The following is a 19,066-nucleotide window of genomic DNA, read 5'->3' on the forward strand; positions in this document are numbered from 1 at the left end:
TATGCCCGCCAGATCTTTCACGTGATATAATATAAGATGCTCTAAAGAAAGGCAGGGATATAAATGCAACATTCAGAAACAAAAAAAGGCGTTATTTACACAGCCGTTTCCTTTATCATGTGGGGCCTGTTTCCGCTCTATTGGAAGCTTCTCGAACAGCTGCCGGCTCTTGATATTTTGGCTCATCGTATTATATGGTCTTTTGTTTTTATGTGTATCGTACTTTTTTTCTTGCAGCAATGGAAAATAGGATGGCAGGAGCTGCGCTCTCTGAAAAAGAACGGAGGGATCCTCTCTTTATTTCTTGCTTCTATCCTGATTTCGATCAACTGGTTTGTATACATATGGGCTGTAAACCATGGCTTTTTGCTTGAGGCTAGTCTTGGCTATTACATTAATCCGCTTGTATCAGTGCTCCTTGGGATTTTATTTTTAAAGGAAAAACTGAATCGCCTGCAATTAGTGGCCGTTTCGATTGCGGCAGCCGGTGTCATCATCTCGGCGTTCCAATACGGCTCCATTCCTTATGTTGCGCTTCTCCTCGCATTCAGCTTTGGGCTGTACGGGTTAAGCAAAAAAAGAACAAGCCTGCCGAGCGCCATCGGCTTAACGCTGGAAACATTCATGATTATGCCCATTGCATTGGGGTATTTGCTGTTCAGCGGACATGGTCAGCCAGCGGGTGCAGAAAGCGGAGGGACGTGGCTGCTTCTCTTTTTGGCCGGTGTGTTTACGGCTTTGCCGCTCTTATTGTTTGCGGAAGGAGCGAAACGGCTGCCACTGTATCAAGTCGGTATCTTACAATATATTGCGCCGACCATTACCCTGCTGATCGGGCTGTTTGTTTACCATGAGCCATTTTCAAGCTCGAAGGCTTTTACATTCAGCTGTATATGGGCTGCGCTGCTCTTGTTTACGTTTTCACAAGTGAAGTGGAAACGGGCGTCAAAAAGCCATTGAGGCCTTTGGCTTTTCAGCTGATGCATATATTATGTATAATCATTTCATGTATGTAAGACATAAAGGAGCAAGACGATGGACAATGATAAAGAGATAGTGAAAGCCTATGCTTCACTTTGGAATAACCGATCTCTCGCACATGATGACGCAGAAGCGGTAGCAGAGGCGATTGATCTTGAGCTCTTGGATAAACGAACACATCCAAGACTCCGAAAACCGATGCTGGAAAAATATTTTGCCGCGATTCAGCGCATTGTGAATTCACAGCTCGAACCGGCTGTGAAATATCAGCTGGTCAAATTACATACAGAACGTGCAGAGTATTTAAAAGAAGAAAGAGGGGAGCAATCATGAAAGCGATCATAAAAGAAGATGTGCAAGCATCTTTAGAACGATATGCGGACCGCCCTGTATATATCCATTTAGAAACCACCACAGGTTCTTATTCAGCGCACTTAAATGAAAAGAACATGACGGTTGTTGCGTATATTCGCAATGCAAAAGTCACTTATCATCAGGCAAAAATCAAAGGCAACGGGCCTTACCGCGTTGGCTTGAAAACAGAAGAAGGCTGGATTTATGCTGAAGGCTTGACTGAATACACGGTAGATGAAGAAAACCGTTTATTAATGGCGGGACACCTGCCGGGCGGTAAACTGGCTATTTCTCTGCAAATCAGCGAAAAACCGTTCACAGTTTAAAGAAAAGGGTGAATAATAATGAAAGAACATGTACTAGTAATCCTGCCTCACCCTGATGACGAATCATATGGAGTGGCAGGCCTCATTGCCTTAAACAGAAAAAAAGACATTCCCGTTACGTATGCCTGCGCCACTTTAGGTGAAATGGGCAGAAATATGGGCGATCCATTTTTCGCGAATCGGGAAACGTTGCCGCTGCTAAGAAAACAAGAGCTCATCAATGCTTGCAAAGAAATGGATATCAATGACCTTCGGATGCTTGGACTCCGTGACAAAACGCTCGAATTTGAAGACGATGAGTATTTAGCTGATATCATGGAAGAGATCATAGATGATGTAAAACCAAGTTTAATTGTCACATTTTATCCCGGACACGGTGTGCACCCTGACCATGATGCATGCGGGGAAGCGGTTATCCGTGCATTATATCGCAAAAAGAAAGAAGACCGTCCGCGTACAATCTGCATGGCCATTACCCGCAACAGAGAAGAGGTTCTCGGCGAAGCTGATGTCGTACTTGATATCAAAGAAGTAGCTGATATTAAAATGAATGCGTTAAGAGCTCACCGCACACAAACAGAAGGCATGCTCAGAGAGCTTGAAGAGAAATTGAAAAATAATGAACCTGTTATGGCAACATGGTTTGAAGAAGAAATATATTGGACGTATCAATGGAATGATTAATCAAAAAGGTATAAGGCCTTAAGCCTTATACCTTTTTTAATTTTAAGTCCGATGCAATTGCTGAAGCGAGAGTGGATCTCAAGGAAATATCTTCGAAAGACAAACCTAGCTGAACCGCTGTTTGCGCGATTTCCGGACGGATTCCAGACAAAGTTGAAGAAACACCGATTAAACGAAGTGCCTCAATCAGACTGAACAGCTGATGGGCAACCATCGTATCAATCACAGCTACTCCTGACAAATCAATATACAGTTGTGTCACCTTTTTTTTCGCACATTGATGCAGTGTGTTTTCCATAATCAGCTTGGCGCGGACTGTATCAATATCTCCGATTAAAGGCAGCAGTCCGACGCTGTGAAACAGCACGATGACCGGAGCGCTCAATTCAGTAATCATATCTTTTTGGGCCTGAAGCTGAAGGCTTGTGTTTTTGTACATTTCTTCTATAAAAATATGAATCACAAGATCAAACGCTTTTATAAGGGCGTGATACAGGTCTTCGGCTTCTTCGCTTTTCACAGTATCCTGATTGAGATGGACAAATTCTTTCACATAAGAAACATATAAATCTCTCACTCTGACAAACTCCCGAATAATATAGTGGATAGGAGTTTTTAAATGCTCTTGATCCTGTGTGACTTCAAAGGCCCATTCTTTCAGTATAGGCAAGTATACGTCCTCATCATCTATAAAAATACGGTTTATTTTATAGTTAAAGGCAAGATTCTGGCTCTTTAAATTGTGAATGACAACAGGATCTGTTGAGGCATAAATGGAATTGGGATCAGTCTCCTCGATTGTTTCATACCACGTTGAACTGATGGTTTCCGCATGCTGGGAAAGATACTCGAATAATTTTTTGTTTTTTGCCATGATTGATCACCTCTTTTAAATGTGTTGTTTTTGCGAATAACGTTTTTGCAGTTTTGCCAGCCTGAAAAACAGCCCAACTGCTCCGGCGGCGAGTCCTGCTATTAATCCAATCCAATAGCCGAATGCACCGAGGCTTGTAAACGTACCGACCATATAACCGACCGGAAGGCCAATGACCCAGTAAGAGACAAAAGCGGCCGCAAGCGTATAGTTCACATCTTTGTACCCTCTGAGTGCTCCCTGGATCGGTGCGGCAACAGCATCGGAAAGCTGAAAAAATAGCGCATAAATTAAAAAGTGCTGTGTCAGCCGGAGCACATCGGGGTCAGAAGTGTACATGCCCGCAATTTGCTCTCTGAATAAAAGGATACAGGCGGCAGTGAACAAAGAAAAGCCGATCGCCATCATGATGCCGATTAAGCTATATGAGCGCGCATCCTTAAAACGGGCTGCACCCGCTTCAAACCCGACAACAATTGTTAGAGCCATGGACACGCTAAGCGGCAGCATATATAAAAGAGACGCAAAATTCATGGCTGCCTGGTGGGACGCGATGGTCACTGTATGAAAATGGCTCATTAGAAGCGTGACAGCTGCGAAAATGCTCGTTTCAAAAAACACGGCGAACCCAATAGGCAGCCCGATTTTGAGCAAATTTTTGCATGCTTTCCAAGAGAACTTATACAAGGTAAGGAAAATCCCGTATTCAGAAAACGGTGCGTTTTTATGAATAATGAAAAAACTGATGATGCAGATACACCAATAAGTTAACGCGGATGCCAGCCCCGCGCCGACACCCCCAAGTGCCGGCATTCCGAACTTCCCGAAGATAAATACATAATTCAATACAAAATTGATTGGAAGAGAACTGAGTGTAATCATCATGGTGACTCTCGTTTTTCCTAATGAGTCGATGAATGATCTCAACACGGTGTAAACAAATAAAGGGAAAATTCCCAGTGATAAAAAGCCTAAAAAGTGTTTAGCAATCTGATGCACGTGAATATCAAGGTTCAATCGGCCAAGAATAAGGTCAACTGCAGCATATCCAATCAATAAAACGGCGATGCTAAGTAGCGCGGCCACGTATACAGCCTGTAAAACAGTAAAGGGAATCTTCTGTTTTTTCTCTGCGCCTAATAACTGAGCGACAATCGGGGTGACCGCCATTAATATACCTGCAAGTCCTGTGTAAACAGGGGTCCAAAGGCTTGAGCCAATCGCGACACCCGCTAAATCAGCGGGGCTGACTTTCCCTGACATCACCGTATCTAGAAAAGTCATTAGAGAAAGCCCCGCTTGGGTAATGAATATCGGTATTAAAATGTGCAAGAGCTGTTTGATTTTTTCCCGGGCGTTTTGAGTTTCTTTCATACATTGATCTCCGTTTCTTTTTCATAACGAGAGAAATTATAACATTTTATGTATAAAAAGCAATGAACGCCGGGCCTATTCTTTTTTTGTCGGTTTCGTTTTTCTAAACATTTGGGCATAAATAAAAGAAAGCGAAATCACGCCTAAAAAGGTGCAAATATACTGAATGATTCTTTCGATTTCCATTCTTTACATCCCTCCTTTACCAATAGAATGTGCATCAATAAGATAAGCATTCGTGAAAAGTTGGAAATTTGAACAGGAGATGAAGATTATGCGCTATGAGCAGATATCAGAAAATGCGTTCAAGGGGAAAATACAGGTGTACCTAGAGCAAATATTAGGTGATGCATCTCTAATCTTGAAAACGCTTCACGAAAAAGACCAGTGTCTCCTTTGTGAATTAGATGATTTGGGGCACATATTTCAGGACATGCAGGGGATCGCATCCTCCTTTTATTTGCAATCATACATTGAGGAATTTACGCCGGCATTTATTGAGCTGGCCAAGGCGATTAAAGCCTTATCGGAACATAAGCATGGAGCTTTAATTGTGATTGAAAGAGCAGATCCGGTTGAACATTTTATTCAAAAAGGCACCTCCCTACACGCCGAGATCAGCTCTTCATTAATTGAAAGCATCTTTTTCCCCGGAAACCCTCTTCATGACGGCGCTTTGTTAGTGAGGGAAAACAAACTCGTGTCAGCAGCCAATGTGCTCCCGCTGACGACGAAGGAAGTGGATATCCATTTGGGAACCCGGCACCGGGCGGCTCTCGGTATGTCGGGCTATACGGATGCACTGGTGCTCGTGGTTTCAGAGGAAACAGGGAAGATGTCGTTTGCCAAAGACGGTGTATTATATCCGTTAATTTCACCAAGAACGTAAAAATAATAAAAAGGGCCTGATTAAGAATCCTATAATGAGACAAAATGACTGAATTCGTATCTTTATTAAAGCATTCGCTTCAAGCTGAATGCTTTTTGTCTTGAAGACAGGGAATATAAACTGGTAGAAAAGTTATATGTGATGAATATTAATCAAGTGAAATACTTTACCTGTTTATGTATTTATAGTACCGTATAAAATATTATATAAATTTTCAAAGGAAGGGTGCTGCCGCATGGCAAATGTATTAATGATCGGTTTCCCCGGTGAAGGGCATATTAATCCCTCTATCGGTGTGATGAAGGAGCTGAAATCCCGGGGAGAAAACATTACGTACTACGCAGTGAAGGAATATAAAGAAAAAATCACAGCTCTTGATATAGAGTTTCGTGAGTATCATGATTTCAGAGGAGATTACTTCGGGAAAAACGCAACCGGCGATGAAGAAAGAGATTTCACAGAAATGCTCTGCGCTTTTTTGAAAGCCTGCAAGGATATCGCGACTCATATTTATGAGGAAGTCAAACATGAATCGTATGATTATGTCATATATGATCACCATCTTCTCGCGGGTAAAGTCATTGCCAACATGCTGAAGCTGCCAAGATTTTCATTGTGTACAACCTTTGCGATGAATGAGGAATTTGCGAAGGAAATGATGGGAGCGTACATGAAAGGATCACTTGAAGATTCGCCTCATTATGAATCATACCAGCAGCTTGCAGAAACGTTAAATGCTGATTTTCAAGCAGAGATCAAGAAGCCATTTGATGTTTTTTTAGCTGATGGTGACTTGACAATCGTCTTTACATCAAGGGGATTTCAGCCACTGGCTGAGCAATTTGGCGAGCGATATGTATTTGTCGGTCCTTCCATTACAGAAAGAGCCGGAAACAATGATTTCCCATTTGATCAGATTGACAATGAAAACGTGCTGTTTATTTCAATGGGAACCATTTTTAATAATCAAAAGCAGTTTTTTAATCAATGCCTTGAAGTGTGTAAGGACTTTGACGGTAAAGTTGTGCTTTCCATCGGCAAGCATATTAAAACAAGTGAGTTAAACGACATTCCGGAGAATTTCATTGTACGCCCGTATGTCCCTCAGCTTGAGATATTGAAAAGAGCCAGCTTATTTGTGACACACGGCGGAATGAACAGCACAAGTGAAGGTTTGTATTTTGAAACCCCGCTCGTTGTCATTCCGATGGGAGGCGACCAATTTGTTGTCGCAGATCAGGTGGAAAAAGTCGGCGCAGGAAAAGTATTAAAAAAAGAAGAATTATCTGAAAGCCTTCTGAAAGAGACGATACAAGATGTAATGAATAATCGTTCGTATGCTGAAAAGGCAAAAGAAATTGGACAATCACTGAAAGCGGCAGGCGGCTCTAAAAAAGCGGCCGATAGCATTCTTGAAGCTGTAAAACAAAAAACTCAATCAGCAAACGCATAGTGTAAAAGCCTGTTCTTATCGAAAGAACAGGCTTTTTGCCATTTCATAAGAGGGATTTGACACGCCGATAGAGAATTGATTAGAAAAATAGACAAGAAAGGAGGAGAAACTGCTTCGTTCATCAATAGAAAACCATCATTTTTACCCTCGCTTAAATAGTTCCTTAGACTTTCGAAAAACATATCGTGCTTATGTAAAATGTTAGATGTTTATTTGAAGGTTTAAAGGTCGAACGATGCTGAAAATGCTGCGCCAAATGTTTGAAAAGGGTTTAACTTGCTGAAAAATTGACGATAAAACAGTTGTGTGCCATTTTTGGAAACAAAATACTAGCTGTTTTTGCAAAAAAACAGTTTAGGAGGTTGAATGAATGAAAAAGAAGATTGTAGCCGGCTTGGCTGTTTCTGCAGTTGTTGGGTCGTCGATGGCCGCAGCACCCGCGGAAGCAAAAACGATAAAAGTAAAAAGCGGTGACTCTCTTTGGAAGCTTTCCCGCCAGTATGATACGACAATATCAGCTCTGAAATCCGAAAACAAATTGAAATCAACGGTGCTTTATGTCGGACAAAGCCTTAAGGTTCCTGAAAGCAGCAAAAAAAGCACGACATCCCCATCTAATTCAAGCAAAACATCAACATACACAGTTGCATATGGTGATTCCCTATGGATGATTGCTAAAAATCATAAAATGAGTGTTTCTGAGCTTAAAAGCTTAAACAGCCTGAGCAGTGACCTGATTCGTCCGGGGCAAAAGCTTAAGATCAAAGGGACAAGCCGTTCAAGCGGATCAAATGGATCAAAGAAAAACAGCGGTTCCAATTCTTCAGGTTCTTCAAAAAGTACATATACGGTCAAGCTTGGTGACTCACTGTGGAAAATCGCAAACAGCTTAAATATGACTGTAGCCGAATTAAAAACCTTAAATGGCTTAACATCAGATACACTTTACCCTAAACAGGTGCTCAAAATAAAAGGAAGCAGCTCACCGAAGAGCGGAAACAGCGGTTCAAAAAAGCCGTCAAACTCCAATCCCTCAAAAACAACGACGTACAAGGTAAAAGCAGGCGATTCGCTGTGGAAAATTGCAAATCGGCTCGGAGTCACTGTCCAAAGCATCCGTGATAAGAATAATTTATCATCGGATGTGCTGCAAATCGGGCAGGTTCTGACTATTTCGGGAGCATCAAAATCTAATCCTTCAAATCCGACAAAGCCAACAAAGCCAAAAGATAACTCAGGGTCAAACATTCAAATAGGCTCGAAGATTGACAGAATGATAACGGAAGCGAAAAAATATGTTGGAGTGCCTTACCGATGGGGCGGAAACACGCCTGCCGGTTTTGATTGCAGCGGCTTCATTTATTACCTCATTAATAATGTATCATCTATATCAAGATTGAGTACGGCAGGATATTGGAATGTCATGCAGAAGGTCAGCCAGCCGTCAGTAGGAGACTTTGTCTTCTTTACCACATATAAATCCGGCCCGTCTCACATGGGGATTTATCTAGGCGGCGGTGATTTTATTCATGCAAGCTCATCGGGCGTCGACATTTCCAATCTCAGCAATTCGTATTGGAAACAGCGGTACTTGGGCGCAAGAAGTTATTTTTAAAAATGAGTATGACAAAAAGCCTTTTATAGGCTTTTTTGTTTATACCAGACAATGATTGACCACACTGTTAGAAAAAACAAGGGGGAGACAGTATGTACCGTCTCTTGCTGTTGATGATGCTGACGGCACTGGGAGTTGCCGGATGCGGACAAAAAAAACCTCCAGACCCTCCTAACCGGGTGCCGGAAAAAAAAGTGGTTGAAACGTCAGCGTTTGGTCATCATGTCCAGTTGGTCAATCGTGAAGGGAAAGCAGTCGGCTTTATAGAGATCAAAGAATCAGATGATGAAGGCCTCGATATTCATATTTCCGCAAACAGCCTGCGTCCAGGTGCTTCTCTCGGTTTTCATATTTATGAGAAAGGTTCTTGTGTCAGGCCGGATTTTGAATCAGCGGGCGGTCCCTTTAATCCGCTGAACAAAGAACACGGCTTCAATAATCCGATGGGGCATCATGCCGGAGATCTGCCGAACCTTGAAGTCGGTGCTGATGGAAAGGTAGATGTCATAATGAATGCGCCTGACACTTCACTGAAAAAAGGAAGTAAACTAAATATTCTCGACGAGGACGGAAGTGCATTTATTATTCATGAACAAGCGGACGATTATCTGACAAACCCAAGCGGCAATTCCGGTGCGCGTATTGTCTGCGGAGCCCTTTTGGGAAATAACGAGAAGCAGTAATATCATCCAAGCCCTTTTGTATTGAGCATACAGGGGCTTTTTTAGTATACTCGTTAATGGAATATGAATAGGAAAGGGAATCTGTCTATGACAACTCAACTACAGCACTTAACATTGCCGGAAGATATACAACAAAAGCTTTTATCATATAAAGAGCAGCCTATTTCCCCGGAGTTTCAATCGCTTATAGGAACATCAGGCTATGAGGCGGAGGATGAAGCCATTCTATTTGACGCCATTATTGCATTAGCCATGGGGAAAAATGTCCTGCTGAAAGGGCCTACAGGTTCAGGAAAAACAAAGTTGGCAGAAACATTGTCCAGCTATTTTCATAAACCGATGCACAGCGTCAACTGTTCAGTCGACTTGGATGCTGAGGCATTGGTCGGTTATAAAACGATTGAAAATCAATCTGGCCAGGCGACAATCGAGTTTGTTTCAGGACCTGTTACAAAGGCAATGAAGGAAGGCCATTTTCTTTATATAGATGAAATCAATATGGCGAAGCCAGAAACACTGCCTATTTTAAACGGTGTATTAGATTACAGAAAAATGATGACAAATCCGTTTACAGGCGAGGTCATACGGGCTAAAAGCGGTTTCGGAGTCATTGCAGCCATCAATGAAGGCTATGTCGGAACTGTTCCTCTGAATGAAGCGTTGAAAAACCGTTTTGTCATCATTGATGTGCCTTATATTAAAGGCGAGCTGCTGAAACAAGTGCTCATGTCTCAGTCAGCCCTGAAAGACGAGAAATTGATTGACAGATTTATCACGCTTTCCTCTGACTTGATCGTTCAGGCCAATAACGGACAGGTGTCTGAAGAAGCGGCATCCATCAGAGCTTTACTCGATACATGTGATTTAGCTGCTTATATTCCGCCGCGTCGTGCCATTGAGCGGGGAATTGTAGAAAAGCTTGATGATGATCGGGAAAAAGCGGCCGTCCGAAATATTGCAGAAACTCTGTTTGAATGAGGGGGCTGCGATGAAATTTATCAAATTTAACGACAGCACGATTGATTCATTTTTATTTATGATGCTGACTGATTTGGCCAAAACACTCACCAAGAGTGAAGCGGTAGAAGTGGAGTATGGCGTTCAGTCCTATTACAATCCATTTGAAAAGAAAATCTATATGAGCCACTTTTGGAAAGACAGGGCAGCTGAGGACATGGAAGCGGGTCTGAAAAGCGACGTCTACCTGCGTTCAGTCGGAACAAGATATAGCTCGCTGCATGAGTTTGCGAACTTTTTGAATGATATCCATCGTCATCTCACCTTTAAAAGTTTTGCCAAGCAGCTCTTTATGCTGCTTGAAGACATTAGGATCGAAGAATGCATCAAACATGAGCGTCCGGGTACGAAACATGTATTTGCGAAGCGAAAAGACATGTACAGAAAACATTTCTCAACTCAGCTGACCTTAAATTTGGAACGAAGCATTTTTACCGATGCGCTCTTTTGCGCGATCTATGTCAAGCTCACAGCGGAATCGCCGCTCGAGACTCTTCCGTCCATGCGTGAAGATATCGATCTGATGCGCCCGTTTATTGAGCAGCAGCTCTTGCGTGTGTATGAAGCAGATTCGACACGGCAGGTTCTGAAAATTGTTGAGGACCTCATGGACGGGCTTGAAGAGGTGCTCGATAAAGACATGTTGAACACCTACTTCTTTTTGCCTGAGCTTGACTACGCAAAAGCTGCAGAACAGCCGTTATTTGAAGAAGAGAAAAAAGCGCCGAAGCTGAGTGATGACATCACGCTTCCAAAACAATCAGACGGTGATGAGGATATCCATGAAGAAGAAATGCCGACATGGCACAGGGAAACAGAAGCACCGTCCAAAAGCTTCCTTCAATTTGATATTGAACACGGCGCAAAATCAGATTTAGGAAAAGATGCTTCAAGGGAAGGCGACGATGGAGATCAGGCCCTTGGCTCTGTTCAAGGATCAGCCAGACAAACGAAACGGAAAGACTATTCCAAGCTGGAAGCGCTGGAGTCCCAAAAAGACCAGCCGAACGGAGCGGGTATGGCTGACGGCAAAGAAAATAAATATGCATTTCCAATTTATAAAGAACCGCAGCCGGCAACCAGTGAAGAAGAGCTTTCTTATAAACAGCAGGCAAAAACGATTGAATCGTATCAAAAGCGTTTGAAACAAATGATTCAAAAAACGCTTGAACATAAAAAAACATTGCCGAGAACAGACCTTCATGCCGGGAGACTGAACAATAAGCTTCTTCGCTACTTCACTGAGCGAAATCCGCGCCTGTTCTACAAAAAGCAAGAACCATCTTCAGAAATCGACGCAGTTTTTACATTGCTGGTCGATTGTTCAGCCAGCATGTTCGACAAAATGGACGAAACAAAACGAGGAATCGTGCTGTTTCACGAAGCGTTGAAATCGGTAGCGGTTCCGCATCAGATTGTCGGGTTCTGGGAGGACACAAATGATGCAACCGAAACAAGCCAGCCAAACTATTTCAATACGGTTATTCCCTTCCGATCATCATTAAGACAAGAGTCTGGACCGGCCATTATGCAGCTTGAGCCAGAAGAAGATAACCGTGACGGGTACGCAATTAGGCAGATGACGAAAAAAATGCTGCATCGCAGCGAGGCGCAAAAGTTCTTAATTGTTTTCTCAGATGGAGAGCCGGCCGCATTTGGCTACGAACAAAATGGGATCGTCGATACAAGTGAGGCGGTTATCGAAGCCCGAAAAAGAGGAATAGAAGTGATAAATGTTTTTCTCTCCAACTCAGAAATAGAAGAATCGCAAATGAAGACGATCCAGGATATGTACGGAAAATTCAGTATATTTGTCCCGGATGTTGATCAGTTACCGGATGTTCTGTATCCGCTGCTGAAAAAACTGCTTCATAAAAGCATAGGGTAGCCCTTAATCCTATGCTTTTTGGCGTTTGTTTTTTCGAATGATTAAATTTTTTGTTTTTTATAAAGGTTTTTTACTATTTTGTGAACAATCAAGGTAGAATCAAATTGCAAACAGTGGTAAAATATCGTTGGAAGCGTTTTTATTACATAATTTTGGACACAGCGTTCGAAAGTTATTTCAAGATAGTGAATCAATCACTTGATTATCTAAGTTGGGGGTAATATTCAAATGTTTCAAAATAGTATGAAACAACGAATGAATTGGGAAGATTTTTACGGTCCGAACCTCGGCTATGCGCTGGAGCTTTACGATCAATATACCCAGGATCCGGACAGCATTGACCCGGATTTGAAGGAAATGTTCGACGAGCTCGGTGCTCCGCCAAGCGATATAAAAGAGGCCTCGGGAACAAAAGAAAAGGGACGTGTTACAGCCGATCTGATTCAAAAGATCGCATCCGCAGTCAGACTTGCAGAAGATATCCGAACCTATGGCCATTTGAACGCTTCCGTCAATCCGCTCAGAAAGGATGGGAAAAAGAGCGAACTTTTTCCATTATCCGATTACGGGCTAACAGAAGAGGAAATAAAAGCAATACCTGCGTCTGTCATCTGCAAAGACGCTCCTAAAAACATTACGAACGGTTTAGAAGCCATTCAGTATTTACGAAATACGTATAAAAGAACCATCTCTTTTGAATTTGACCATGTGCATGACTTCAAAGAGCGCGAGTGGCTGACAAGAAAGATTGAATCTGGCGAGCTGTTCCAGAAGAACTCAGCTGAAAAGCTGTCGGCTGTGCTGGAAAGACTGACTGAAGTAGAGGGCTTCGAGCAGTTTTTGCACCGCACATTCGTCGGGCAGAAGCGCTTTTCCATTGAGGGTCTGGACGCTCTTGTTCCAGTGCTTGATGACATTATTGCACAATCTGTCAAATCAGGCACGACAAGCGTCAACATCGGGATGGCGCACAGGGGACGCCTGAATGTCTTGGCACATGTGCTCGGCAAACCGTATGAAATCATCTTCTCTGAATTCCAGCATGCGCCGAATAAAGATCTTGTCCCGTCTGAGGGATCAATTGGAATCAGCTACGGATGGACAGGGGATGTCAAATACCATTTGGGGGCGAATCGGGAGCTTCAAGACGCTGAAACAAAATCAGCGCGCATTACGTTAGCGAACAACCCGAGCCACTTGGAATTTATCAATCCGATTGTTGAAGGCAGCACAAGAGCGGCACAGGAAACGCGAACACAAAGCGGATACCCGGTACAAGATGAAACAAAATCGCTGGCCATTTTAATCCATGGAGACGCTGCATTTCCTGGGGAAGGAATTGTAGCTGAAACATTGAATTTAAGCTCTTTAAAAGGGTATCAAGTAGGCGGTGCGATTCATATTATCGCCAATAACATGATCGGATTCACAACAGAAAGCGCTGAATCCAGATCGACAAAATATGCCAGCGACCTGGCCAAGGGTTATGAAATTCCGATTGTTCACGTGAATGCGGACGATCCTGAAGCTTGTCTTTCAGCTGTTAAGTTTGCGGTCGAATACCGAAAAACATTCAACAAGGATTTTCTGATTGATTTGATCGGGTATAGACGCTATGGACACAACGAAATGGATGAACCGTCAACCACTCAGCCAATGCTGTATGATGCTGTCAGAAAGCATCCGACCGTCAAACAAATTTTCGCTGAAAAGCTGGTAAAAGAAGGCGTGCTTACCGAGGAAGTCGTTCAAAACATCGAAAAATCGGTAACGAAGCGCATTGAGGATGCATATCAGAAAGTTCCGTCTAAAAAGGAACACACTGCTTGTGAAATTGAACTTCCAGAGCCTGTATCAAACGGTTTCCCAGATGTGGACACTTCGATTGATTTTGATGTGCTCCGCAAGCTGAATGGCGAATTGATCAACTGGCCGGAGTCATTTAATGTTTTCGGCAAGCTAAAGCGCATTTTAGAAAGACGCGCCAAGGCGTTCGATGATGACAGAAAAGTGGAATGGTCTTTGGCAGAATCACTCGCGTTTGCTTCAATTTTGAAAGACGGAACACCGATTCGTTTAACCGGACAGGATTCCGAGCGCGGAACGTTCGCCCAAAGAAACCTTGTGCTTCATGACAGTGAGACGGGCAAAGAATTTGTGCCGCTTCATCACTTATCTGACTGCAGCACATCATTTGCTGTTCATAACAGCCCGCTGTCTGAAGGATCGGTTCTCGGTTTTGAATACGGCTATAACGTGCATTCACCGGAAACGCTTGTTTTGTGGGAAGCACAGTACGGAGATTTTGCCAACGCTGCTCAAGTGTATTTTGACCAATTTATTTCTGCCGGACGCGCGAAATGGGGCCAAAAATCCGGATTAGTCATGCTGCTTCCGCACGGTTACGAAGGACAGGGGCCTGAGCACTCAAGCGGAAGAATCGAGCGATTCCTGCAGCTTGCAGCGGAAAACAACTGGACGGTTGCCAACCTGACAAGCGCGGCACAGTATTTCCATATTTTAAGAAGACAGGCTAAAATGCTGCTTCGTGAAGAAATTAGACCGCTCGTCATTATGACGCCGAAGAGCCTTCTTCGCAACCCAAATACGGTGTCGGAAGTGCAGGAGCTCAGCGAAAGCCGCTTCCAGCCTGTTTATGAACAGTCGGGACTTTCTCATGACTATGAAAAAGTAACCAGACTTGTATTATCCAGCGGTAAAGTGTCTATAGACATCAGTGATCATTTTAATAAGTTAGAAGACGGTAAAGAGTGGCTTCACATTGCGAGAATCGAACAGCTGTATCCATTCCCGGCAAAAGGAGTCAAAGAATTATTTGCAAAACTTCCGAACCTGAAAGAAATCGTTTGGGTGCAGGAAGAGCCGCAGAACATGGGGGCTTGGGGTTATATCAGCCCGTATTTGACAGAGATTGCACCAGAGGGAGTAAGCGTTCAATATATTGGACGCAGAAGACGATCCAGCCCTGCAGAGGGAGATCCGACAGTTCATAAAAAAGAACAGGAACGTATTGTATCTGATAGCTTGACTCGCAAAAACTAAGGGGGAAATGAAAAAATGGCGGAAATTAAGGTACCTGAATTAGCAGAATCAATCTCAGAAGGAACAATAGCCCAATGGTTAAAGCAGCCTGGTGACTATGTAGAACAGGGTGAATATCTGCTTGAACTAGAAACGGATAAAGTGAATGTTGAATTGACAGCAGAAGAATCGGGTGTACTTCAAGAGGTATTGAAAGATTCGGGTGATACCGTCCAGGTCGGAGAAATTATCGGTACGATTTCAGAAGGCGCGGGTGAAAGTTCTGCCCCTGCTCCTACAGAGAAAGCAGAAAGCAAGGAAAGCGTAAAAGAAGAGAAACAGGCTGAACCAGCTGCACAAGAGGTGAGCGAGGAAGCACAATCTGAAGCAAAATCAAGAACGATCGCTTCTCCGTCGGCCCGTAAGCTTGCGAGAGAAAAAGGAATTGACCTGTCTCAAGTTCCAACTGGAGATCCGCTTGGAAGAGTGCGCAAGCAGGATGTCGAAGCGTACGAAAAACCGGCATCAAAACCGGCTCCTCAGCAAAAGCAGCAGTCTCAGGCTCAAAAAGCACAGCAAAGCTTTGACAAACCTGTTGAAGTGCAAAAAATGTCACGCCGCAGACAAACGATTGCAAAACGCCTTGTAGAGGTACAGCAAACATCAGCGATGCTGACCACATTTAATGAAGTGGACATGACGGCTGTCATGAATCTCAGAAAACGCCGCAAAGATCAATTCTTTGAGCAAAATGAAGTGAAGCTCGGCTTTATGTCTTTCTTCACGAAAGCGGTCGTGGCTGCATTGAAAAAATATCCGCTGTTGAATGCAGAAATTCAAGGCGATGAGTTGATCGTTAAAAAATTCTACGATATCGGAATCGCTGTTGCTGCTGATGAAGGCCTTGTCGTTCCGGTTGTGCGGGATGCGGATCGCCTGACATTTGCAGGAATCGAAAAAGAGATCGGCGAGCTTGCGAAAAAAGCAAGAAACAATAAATTAACCCTTAGCGAGCTTCAGGGAGGCTCCTTCACGATTACAAACGGAGGGACTTTCGGTTCATTGATGTCAACTCCAATTTTAAACAGCCCGCAAGTCGGTATACTGGGCATGCATAAGATTCAGTTGCGCCCTGTAGCCATTGATGAAGAGCGTTTCGAAAACCGTCCGATGATGTATATCGCTTTATCTTATGATCACCGAATTGTAGACGGTAAAGAAGCGGTTGGTTTCCTCGTGACAATCAAAAATTTACTGGAAGATCCTGAACAGCTTTTATTAGAAGGATAATAAAAAAGGGTACATCACTTTATCGTGATGTACCTTTTTTGATGCATATTTAAAGTGATAGATTGCTGCTTTTGGATCCAGCTTGTTTCTTTTTCACTTTTTTTGACCAATATGTTGCAAGCATAGAACCTGAAAGGTTATGCCACACACTGAATATTGCGCTTGGTACGGCAGATAGCGGTGAGAAATGAGCCGTGGCAAGTGCAGCCCCAAGTCCGGAGTTTTGCATGCCGACTTCGATTGCAATCGCTTTTTGAGACGGGTAATCCATTTTTAAAAGCTTTGCACAAAGAAACCCAAGTAAATAACCGATACCGTTATGCAGGATAACAACTGAAAAAATGAGCAACCCCGATTGAAGCAGATTTTCCCGATTGCCGCTGACGACAGCTGAGACAATCGCAACGATGCCAATGACAGAAACAAGCGGAAGGGCATGTACGGCTTTTGCCACTTGTTTTCTGAAAAACATTTTGACAATCAGACCTGCAATGATCGGAAATAAAACCGCCTGTAAAATTGAGATAAACAAAGACCCCGGCGAGACAGGAAGCCATTCTTTGGCAAACAGCATAATCAACAACGGTGTTACAACAGGTGCCAATAAGGTAGAAATTGTCGTAACCGCAACAGAAAGGGCAGTATTTCCTTTTGCTAAGAATGTCATAACATTAGATGCAGTTCCCCCGGGACAGCAGCCGACAAGAATAACACCAACTGCGATTTCAGCTGGAAGATGAAGCCCAAATGCGAGGCCGAAAGCAACGAGCGGCATGATCGTATACTGAGCTATTACTCCAATAATAACTTGCCAAGGCTTTCTGACCAGCTCTTTGAAATCATCGGCTTGCAGTGTAAGGCCCATCCCAAACATGATAATGCCAAGAAAAATCGTAATATAAGAACTGATCCACGTAAATAAAGATGGGAAAGAAAATCCCAGCACTGCAAAAACAATGACCCATATGCCAAAGGTTTGTCCTGCAAAATGACTTATTTTTCTAATGATGTCCATAAAAACACTCCTAACACACTTATCAAGAACTTCAGCAGAAATTCTTACAAATTTCATAACATTCTCTTATTATAAATAATTTTCTGAATAATTCAATATTAGTTTTTAGCAGATGTCTATAGATATATAATGTAAACTAATTAAAATGTTCTTGACTATATAGGAAGATATTCTTACAATGAACCTTTATAATGGTTAGATCAAATAGGAGTGATACGGTGAAGGAAGCAAATCAATGGTCTTCGAAGCTCGGCTTTATTTTAGCCGCGGCAGGATCAGCTATCGGGCTTGGTGCGATATGGAAATTCCCATATGTTGCCGGAACCAGCGGAGGAGGCGCATTTTTACTTATTTTTATTTTATTTACGGTTTTAATCGGACTGCCTTTATTGTTAGGTGAATTCATCATAGGCAGAAGAACACAGAAAGATGCCGTTCAGTCCTATAAAACACTTGCTCCAGGAACGAAGTGGCATTGGATCGGTTATTTAGGCATGGTGACGTGCTTTATTCTTCTATCTTTCTACAGTGTCGTAGGCGGATGGATTTTAATTTATATTATAAAAGGCTTCACTGGCGGTTTATCGCAAACATCTGGTTTTGATACGATATTTGCAAGTACCATTTCAAATCCTTATTTGGCTGTAGGAGGCCAGCTGCTCTTTATGGTGGTAACAATTTTAGTTGTTGCAAAAGGGGTAAGCAGCGGAATTGAAAAAGCAAGCCAAGTATTAATGCCGGCGCTTTTTCTATTATTCATTATTTTAATGGTGCGTTCGGTTACACTTGATGGCGCGATGGAAGGAATCAAATTTTTCCTGATGCCTGATTTAACTGCAATTGATGCCAATACCATTTTATATGCAATGGGACAATCCTTTTTCTTATTAAGTGTCGGTGTATCTGTCATGGTAACGTATAGCGCTTATTTAGAGAAACAGGAAAATCTGGTACAGTCCGCTGTATCTGTAACTGTTATGAACATGCTTGTTGCTGTAATGGCCGGAATTGCGATTTTTCCAGCTGTCTTTTCATTCGGCCTCAAACCAGACCAAGGCCCGGTTCTGTTATTTAACGTGCTGCCGACTGTGTTTAATCAAATGCCGTTCGGAATTATCTTTTTATTAGCATTTTTACTTCTATTTTTATTTGCTGCATTGACATCTGCTTTTTCAATGCTGGAAATTTTGGTCGCAGTACTGTCGAAAGGTGATGTCAATAAGAGAAAACGATTCGCTTGGTTAGGCGGAATTGCTATTTTTATTGTCGGTGTGCCGTCTGCATTGTCATACGGTGTCTTAAGTGACGTCTCTATATTTCATCTGTCTATTTTTGATGCGGCCGACTATCTTGTGAGCAATATTTTAATGCCGTTAGGTGCGTTACTGATTTCGATTTTTGTCCCGCTAAAAATACCGAAACAGGATTTGTTTGACGAGCTGAAAAGCGGTTCCAATCTCAAACGAAAGTGGTTTGCGGTTTGGCTGCTGCTCATTCGATATTTATCTCCTGTTGCCATTATCATCGTGTTTTTGCATGTGGTAGGGATTTTTTAAAACACGAAGCCCCCGGAGAAAGGGG

At 42.9% G+C, this 19,066-nt stretch carries 16 protein-coding genes; 13 read left to right on the forward strand and 3 right to left on the reverse strand.

Annotation, left to right across the window (positions count from 1 at the left end; translation table 11 throughout):
- Positions 1 to 63 precede the first annotated feature (63 nt).
- The 4 genes from rarD to bshB2 all read left to right on the forward strand — a co-directional run bounded on the left by rarD (position 64) and on the right by bshB2 (position 2,345).
- Entirely contained in the window at positions 64 to 960 is an 897-nt protein-coding gene (gene rarD / locus MKY10_RS11160) for an EamA family transporter RarD (RefSeq protein ID WP_015251889.1), read from the forward strand.
- 75 nt (positions 961 to 1,035) lie between these two features.
- Positions 1,036 to 1,314 carry a hypothetical protein gene (locus MKY10_RS11165; protein WP_003231211.1) on the forward strand — a complete coding sequence of 93 codons (279 nt, stop codon included), beginning with the start codon at positions 1,036 to 1,038 and terminating at the stop codon, positions 1,312 to 1,314.
- Positions 1,311 to 1,661 carry a YojF family protein gene (locus MKY10_RS11170; RefSeq protein ID WP_003231213.1) on the forward strand — a complete coding sequence of 117 codons (351 nt, stop codon included), beginning with the start codon at positions 1,311 to 1,313 and terminating at the stop codon, positions 1,659 to 1,661. Before MKY10_RS11165 ends, MKY10_RS11170 begins: the two co-directional genes overlap by 4 nt.
- A gap of 18 nt (positions 1,662 to 1,679) precedes the next feature.
- Positions 1,680 to 2,345, forward strand: coding sequence for a bacillithiol biosynthesis deacetylase BshB2 (gene bshB2 / locus MKY10_RS11175; protein ID WP_003231215.1), 666 nt, complete (start codon positions 1,680 to 1,682; stop codon positions 2,343 to 2,345).
- A gap of 25 nt (positions 2,346 to 2,370) precedes the next feature.
- Here bshB2 and rsbRC read toward each other — a convergent pair whose 3' ends face one another.
- Positions 2,371 to 3,219: an RsbT co-antagonist RsbRC gene (gene rsbRC / locus MKY10_RS11180; protein WP_015251891.1), complete on the reverse strand. Its 849-nt coding sequence runs from the start codon at positions 3,217 to 3,219 to the stop codon at positions 2,371 to 2,373.
- A 15-nt stretch (positions 3,220 to 3,234) separates the two neighbouring features.
- The gene (locus tag MKY10_RS11185; protein ID WP_015251892.1) at positions 3,235 to 4,593 is read right to left on the reverse strand and encodes an MATE family efflux transporter; all 1,359 of its coding nucleotides are present in this window, start codon (positions 4,591 to 4,593) and stop codon (positions 3,235 to 3,237) included.
- 265 nt (positions 4,594 to 4,858) lie between these two features.
- Here MKY10_RS11185 and cdaS point away from each other — a divergent pair, with 265 nt between their 5' ends.
- The 8 genes from cdaS to odhB all read left to right on the forward strand — a co-directional run bounded on the left by cdaS (position 4,859) and on the right by odhB (position 16,470).
- Positions 4,859 to 5,482 (forward strand): cyclic di-AMP synthase CdaS, encoded by a 624-nt coding sequence (cdaS, locus tag MKY10_RS11190; RefSeq protein ID WP_015251893.1) that lies wholly within the window; start codon positions 4,859 to 4,861, stop codon positions 5,480 to 5,482.
- 235 nt (positions 5,483 to 5,717) lie between these two features.
- Entirely contained in the window at positions 5,718 to 6,935 is a 1,218-nt protein-coding gene (locus tag MKY10_RS11195) for a macrolide family glycosyltransferase (protein WP_003231222.1), read from the forward strand.
- Positions 6,936 to 7,305: 370 nt separating this feature from the next.
- A complete protein-coding gene (cwlS, locus tag MKY10_RS11200; RefSeq protein ID WP_015251894.1) occupies positions 7,306 to 8,550 on the forward strand; it encodes a D-gamma-glutamyl-meso-diaminopimelic acid endopeptidase CwlS in 1,245 nt (414 codons plus the stop codon).
- 92 nt (positions 8,551 to 8,642) lie between these two features.
- Positions 8,643 to 9,233 (forward strand): superoxide dismutase family protein, encoded by a 591-nt coding sequence (locus MKY10_RS11205; RefSeq protein ID WP_015251895.1) that lies wholly within the window; start codon positions 8,643 to 8,645, stop codon positions 9,231 to 9,233.
- Positions 9,234 to 9,296: 63 nt separating this feature from the next.
- Positions 9,297 to 10,211: a MoxR family ATPase gene (locus MKY10_RS11210; protein WP_015251896.1), complete on the forward strand. Its 915-nt coding sequence runs from the start codon at positions 9,297 to 9,299 to the stop codon at positions 10,209 to 10,211.
- A gap of 10 nt (positions 10,212 to 10,221) precedes the next feature.
- The gene (locus MKY10_RS11215) at positions 10,222 to 12,138 is read left to right on the forward strand and encodes a nitric oxide reductase activation protein NorD (protein ID WP_044052511.1); all 1,917 of its coding nucleotides are present in this window, start codon (positions 10,222 to 10,224) and stop codon (positions 12,136 to 12,138) included.
- A 228-nt stretch (positions 12,139 to 12,366) separates the two neighbouring features.
- On the forward strand, positions 12,367 to 15,201 hold the full coding sequence (gene sucA / locus MKY10_RS11220; RefSeq protein ID WP_048655126.1) for a 2-oxoglutarate dehydrogenase E1 component: 2,835 nt from the start codon (positions 12,367 to 12,369) through the stop codon (positions 15,199 to 15,201).
- Positions 15,202 to 15,216: 15 nt separating this feature from the next.
- A complete protein-coding gene (gene odhB / locus MKY10_RS11225; RefSeq protein ID WP_015251900.1) occupies positions 15,217 to 16,470 on the forward strand; it encodes a 2-oxoglutarate dehydrogenase complex dihydrolipoyllysine-residue succinyltransferase in 1,254 nt (417 codons plus the stop codon).
- 49 nt (positions 16,471 to 16,519) lie between these two features.
- Here the strand turns inward: odhB and MKY10_RS11230 are convergent, their stop codons facing one another.
- A complete protein-coding gene (locus MKY10_RS11230; protein WP_004399225.1) occupies positions 16,520 to 17,485 on the reverse strand; it encodes a bile acid:sodium symporter family protein in 966 nt (321 codons plus the stop codon).
- Positions 17,486 to 17,703: 218 nt separating this feature from the next.
- On the opposite strand from MKY10_RS11230, the gene MKY10_RS11235 reads away from it, so the two are divergent.
- Complete coding sequence (locus MKY10_RS11235; RefSeq protein WP_014480024.1) at positions 17,704 to 19,041, forward strand: sodium-dependent transporter; 1,338 nt, start codon at positions 17,704 to 17,706, stop codon at positions 19,039 to 19,041.
- Positions 19,042 to 19,066: the final 25 nt, after the last annotated feature.

Origin of the sequence: Bacillus sp. FSL P4-0290 (genome assembly GCF_037975435.1) — a bacterium.
GTDB lineage: Bacteria > Bacillota > Bacilli > Bacillales > Bacillaceae > Bacillus > Bacillus subtilis.

What these genes read in the sequence shown, in the direction of transcription:
- sucA (WP_048655126.1), top strand. Translation starts at nt 12,367, where the DNA reads ATGTTTCAAAATAGTATGAAACAACGAATGAATTGGGAAGATTTTTAC.
- MKY10_RS11205 (WP_015251895.1), top strand. Translation starts at nt 8,643, where the DNA reads ATGTACCGTCTCTTGCTGTTGATGATGCTGACGGCACTGGGAGTTGCC.
- rarD (WP_015251889.1), top strand. Translation starts at nt 64, where the DNA reads ATGCAACATTCAGAAACAAAAAAAGGCGTTATTTACACAGCCGTTTCC.
- bshB2 (WP_003231215.1), top strand. Translation starts at nt 1,680, where the DNA reads ATGAAAGAACATGTACTAGTAATCCTGCCTCACCCTGATGACGAATCA.
- rsbRC (WP_015251891.1), bottom strand. Translation starts at nt 3,219, where the DNA reads ATGGCAAAAAACAAAAAATTATTCGAGTATCTTTCCCAGCATGCGGAA.
- cwlS (WP_015251894.1), top strand. Translation starts at nt 7,306, where the DNA reads ATGAAAAAGAAGATTGTAGCCGGCTTGGCTGTTTCTGCAGTTGTTGGG.
- MKY10_RS11230 (WP_004399225.1), bottom strand. Translation starts at nt 17,485, where the DNA reads ATGGACATCATTAGAAAAATAAGTCATTTTGCAGGACAAACCTTTGGC.
- MKY10_RS11170 (WP_003231213.1), top strand. Translation starts at nt 1,311, where the DNA reads ATGAAAGCGATCATAAAAGAAGATGTGCAAGCATCTTTAGAACGATAT.
- MKY10_RS11210 (WP_015251896.1), top strand. Translation starts at nt 9,297, where the DNA reads ATGAATAGGAAAGGGAATCTGTCTATGACAACTCAACTACAGCACTTA.
- odhB (WP_015251900.1), top strand. Translation starts at nt 15,217, where the DNA reads ATGGCGGAAATTAAGGTACCTGAATTAGCAGAATCAATCTCAGAAGGA.
- cdaS (WP_015251893.1), top strand. Translation starts at nt 4,859, where the DNA reads ATGAAGATTATGCGCTATGAGCAGATATCAGAAAATGCGTTCAAGGGG.
- MKY10_RS11185 (WP_015251892.1), bottom strand. Translation starts at nt 4,593, where the DNA reads ATGAAAGAAACTCAAAACGCCCGGGAAAAAATCAAACAGCTCTTGCAC.
- MKY10_RS11165 (WP_003231211.1), top strand. Translation starts at nt 1,036, where the DNA reads ATGGACAATGATAAAGAGATAGTGAAAGCCTATGCTTCACTTTGGAAT.
- MKY10_RS11215 (WP_044052511.1), top strand. Translation starts at nt 10,222, where the DNA reads ATGAAATTTATCAAATTTAACGACAGCACGATTGATTCATTTTTATTT.
- MKY10_RS11195 (WP_003231222.1), top strand. Translation starts at nt 5,718, where the DNA reads ATGGCAAATGTATTAATGATCGGTTTCCCCGGTGAAGGGCATATTAAT.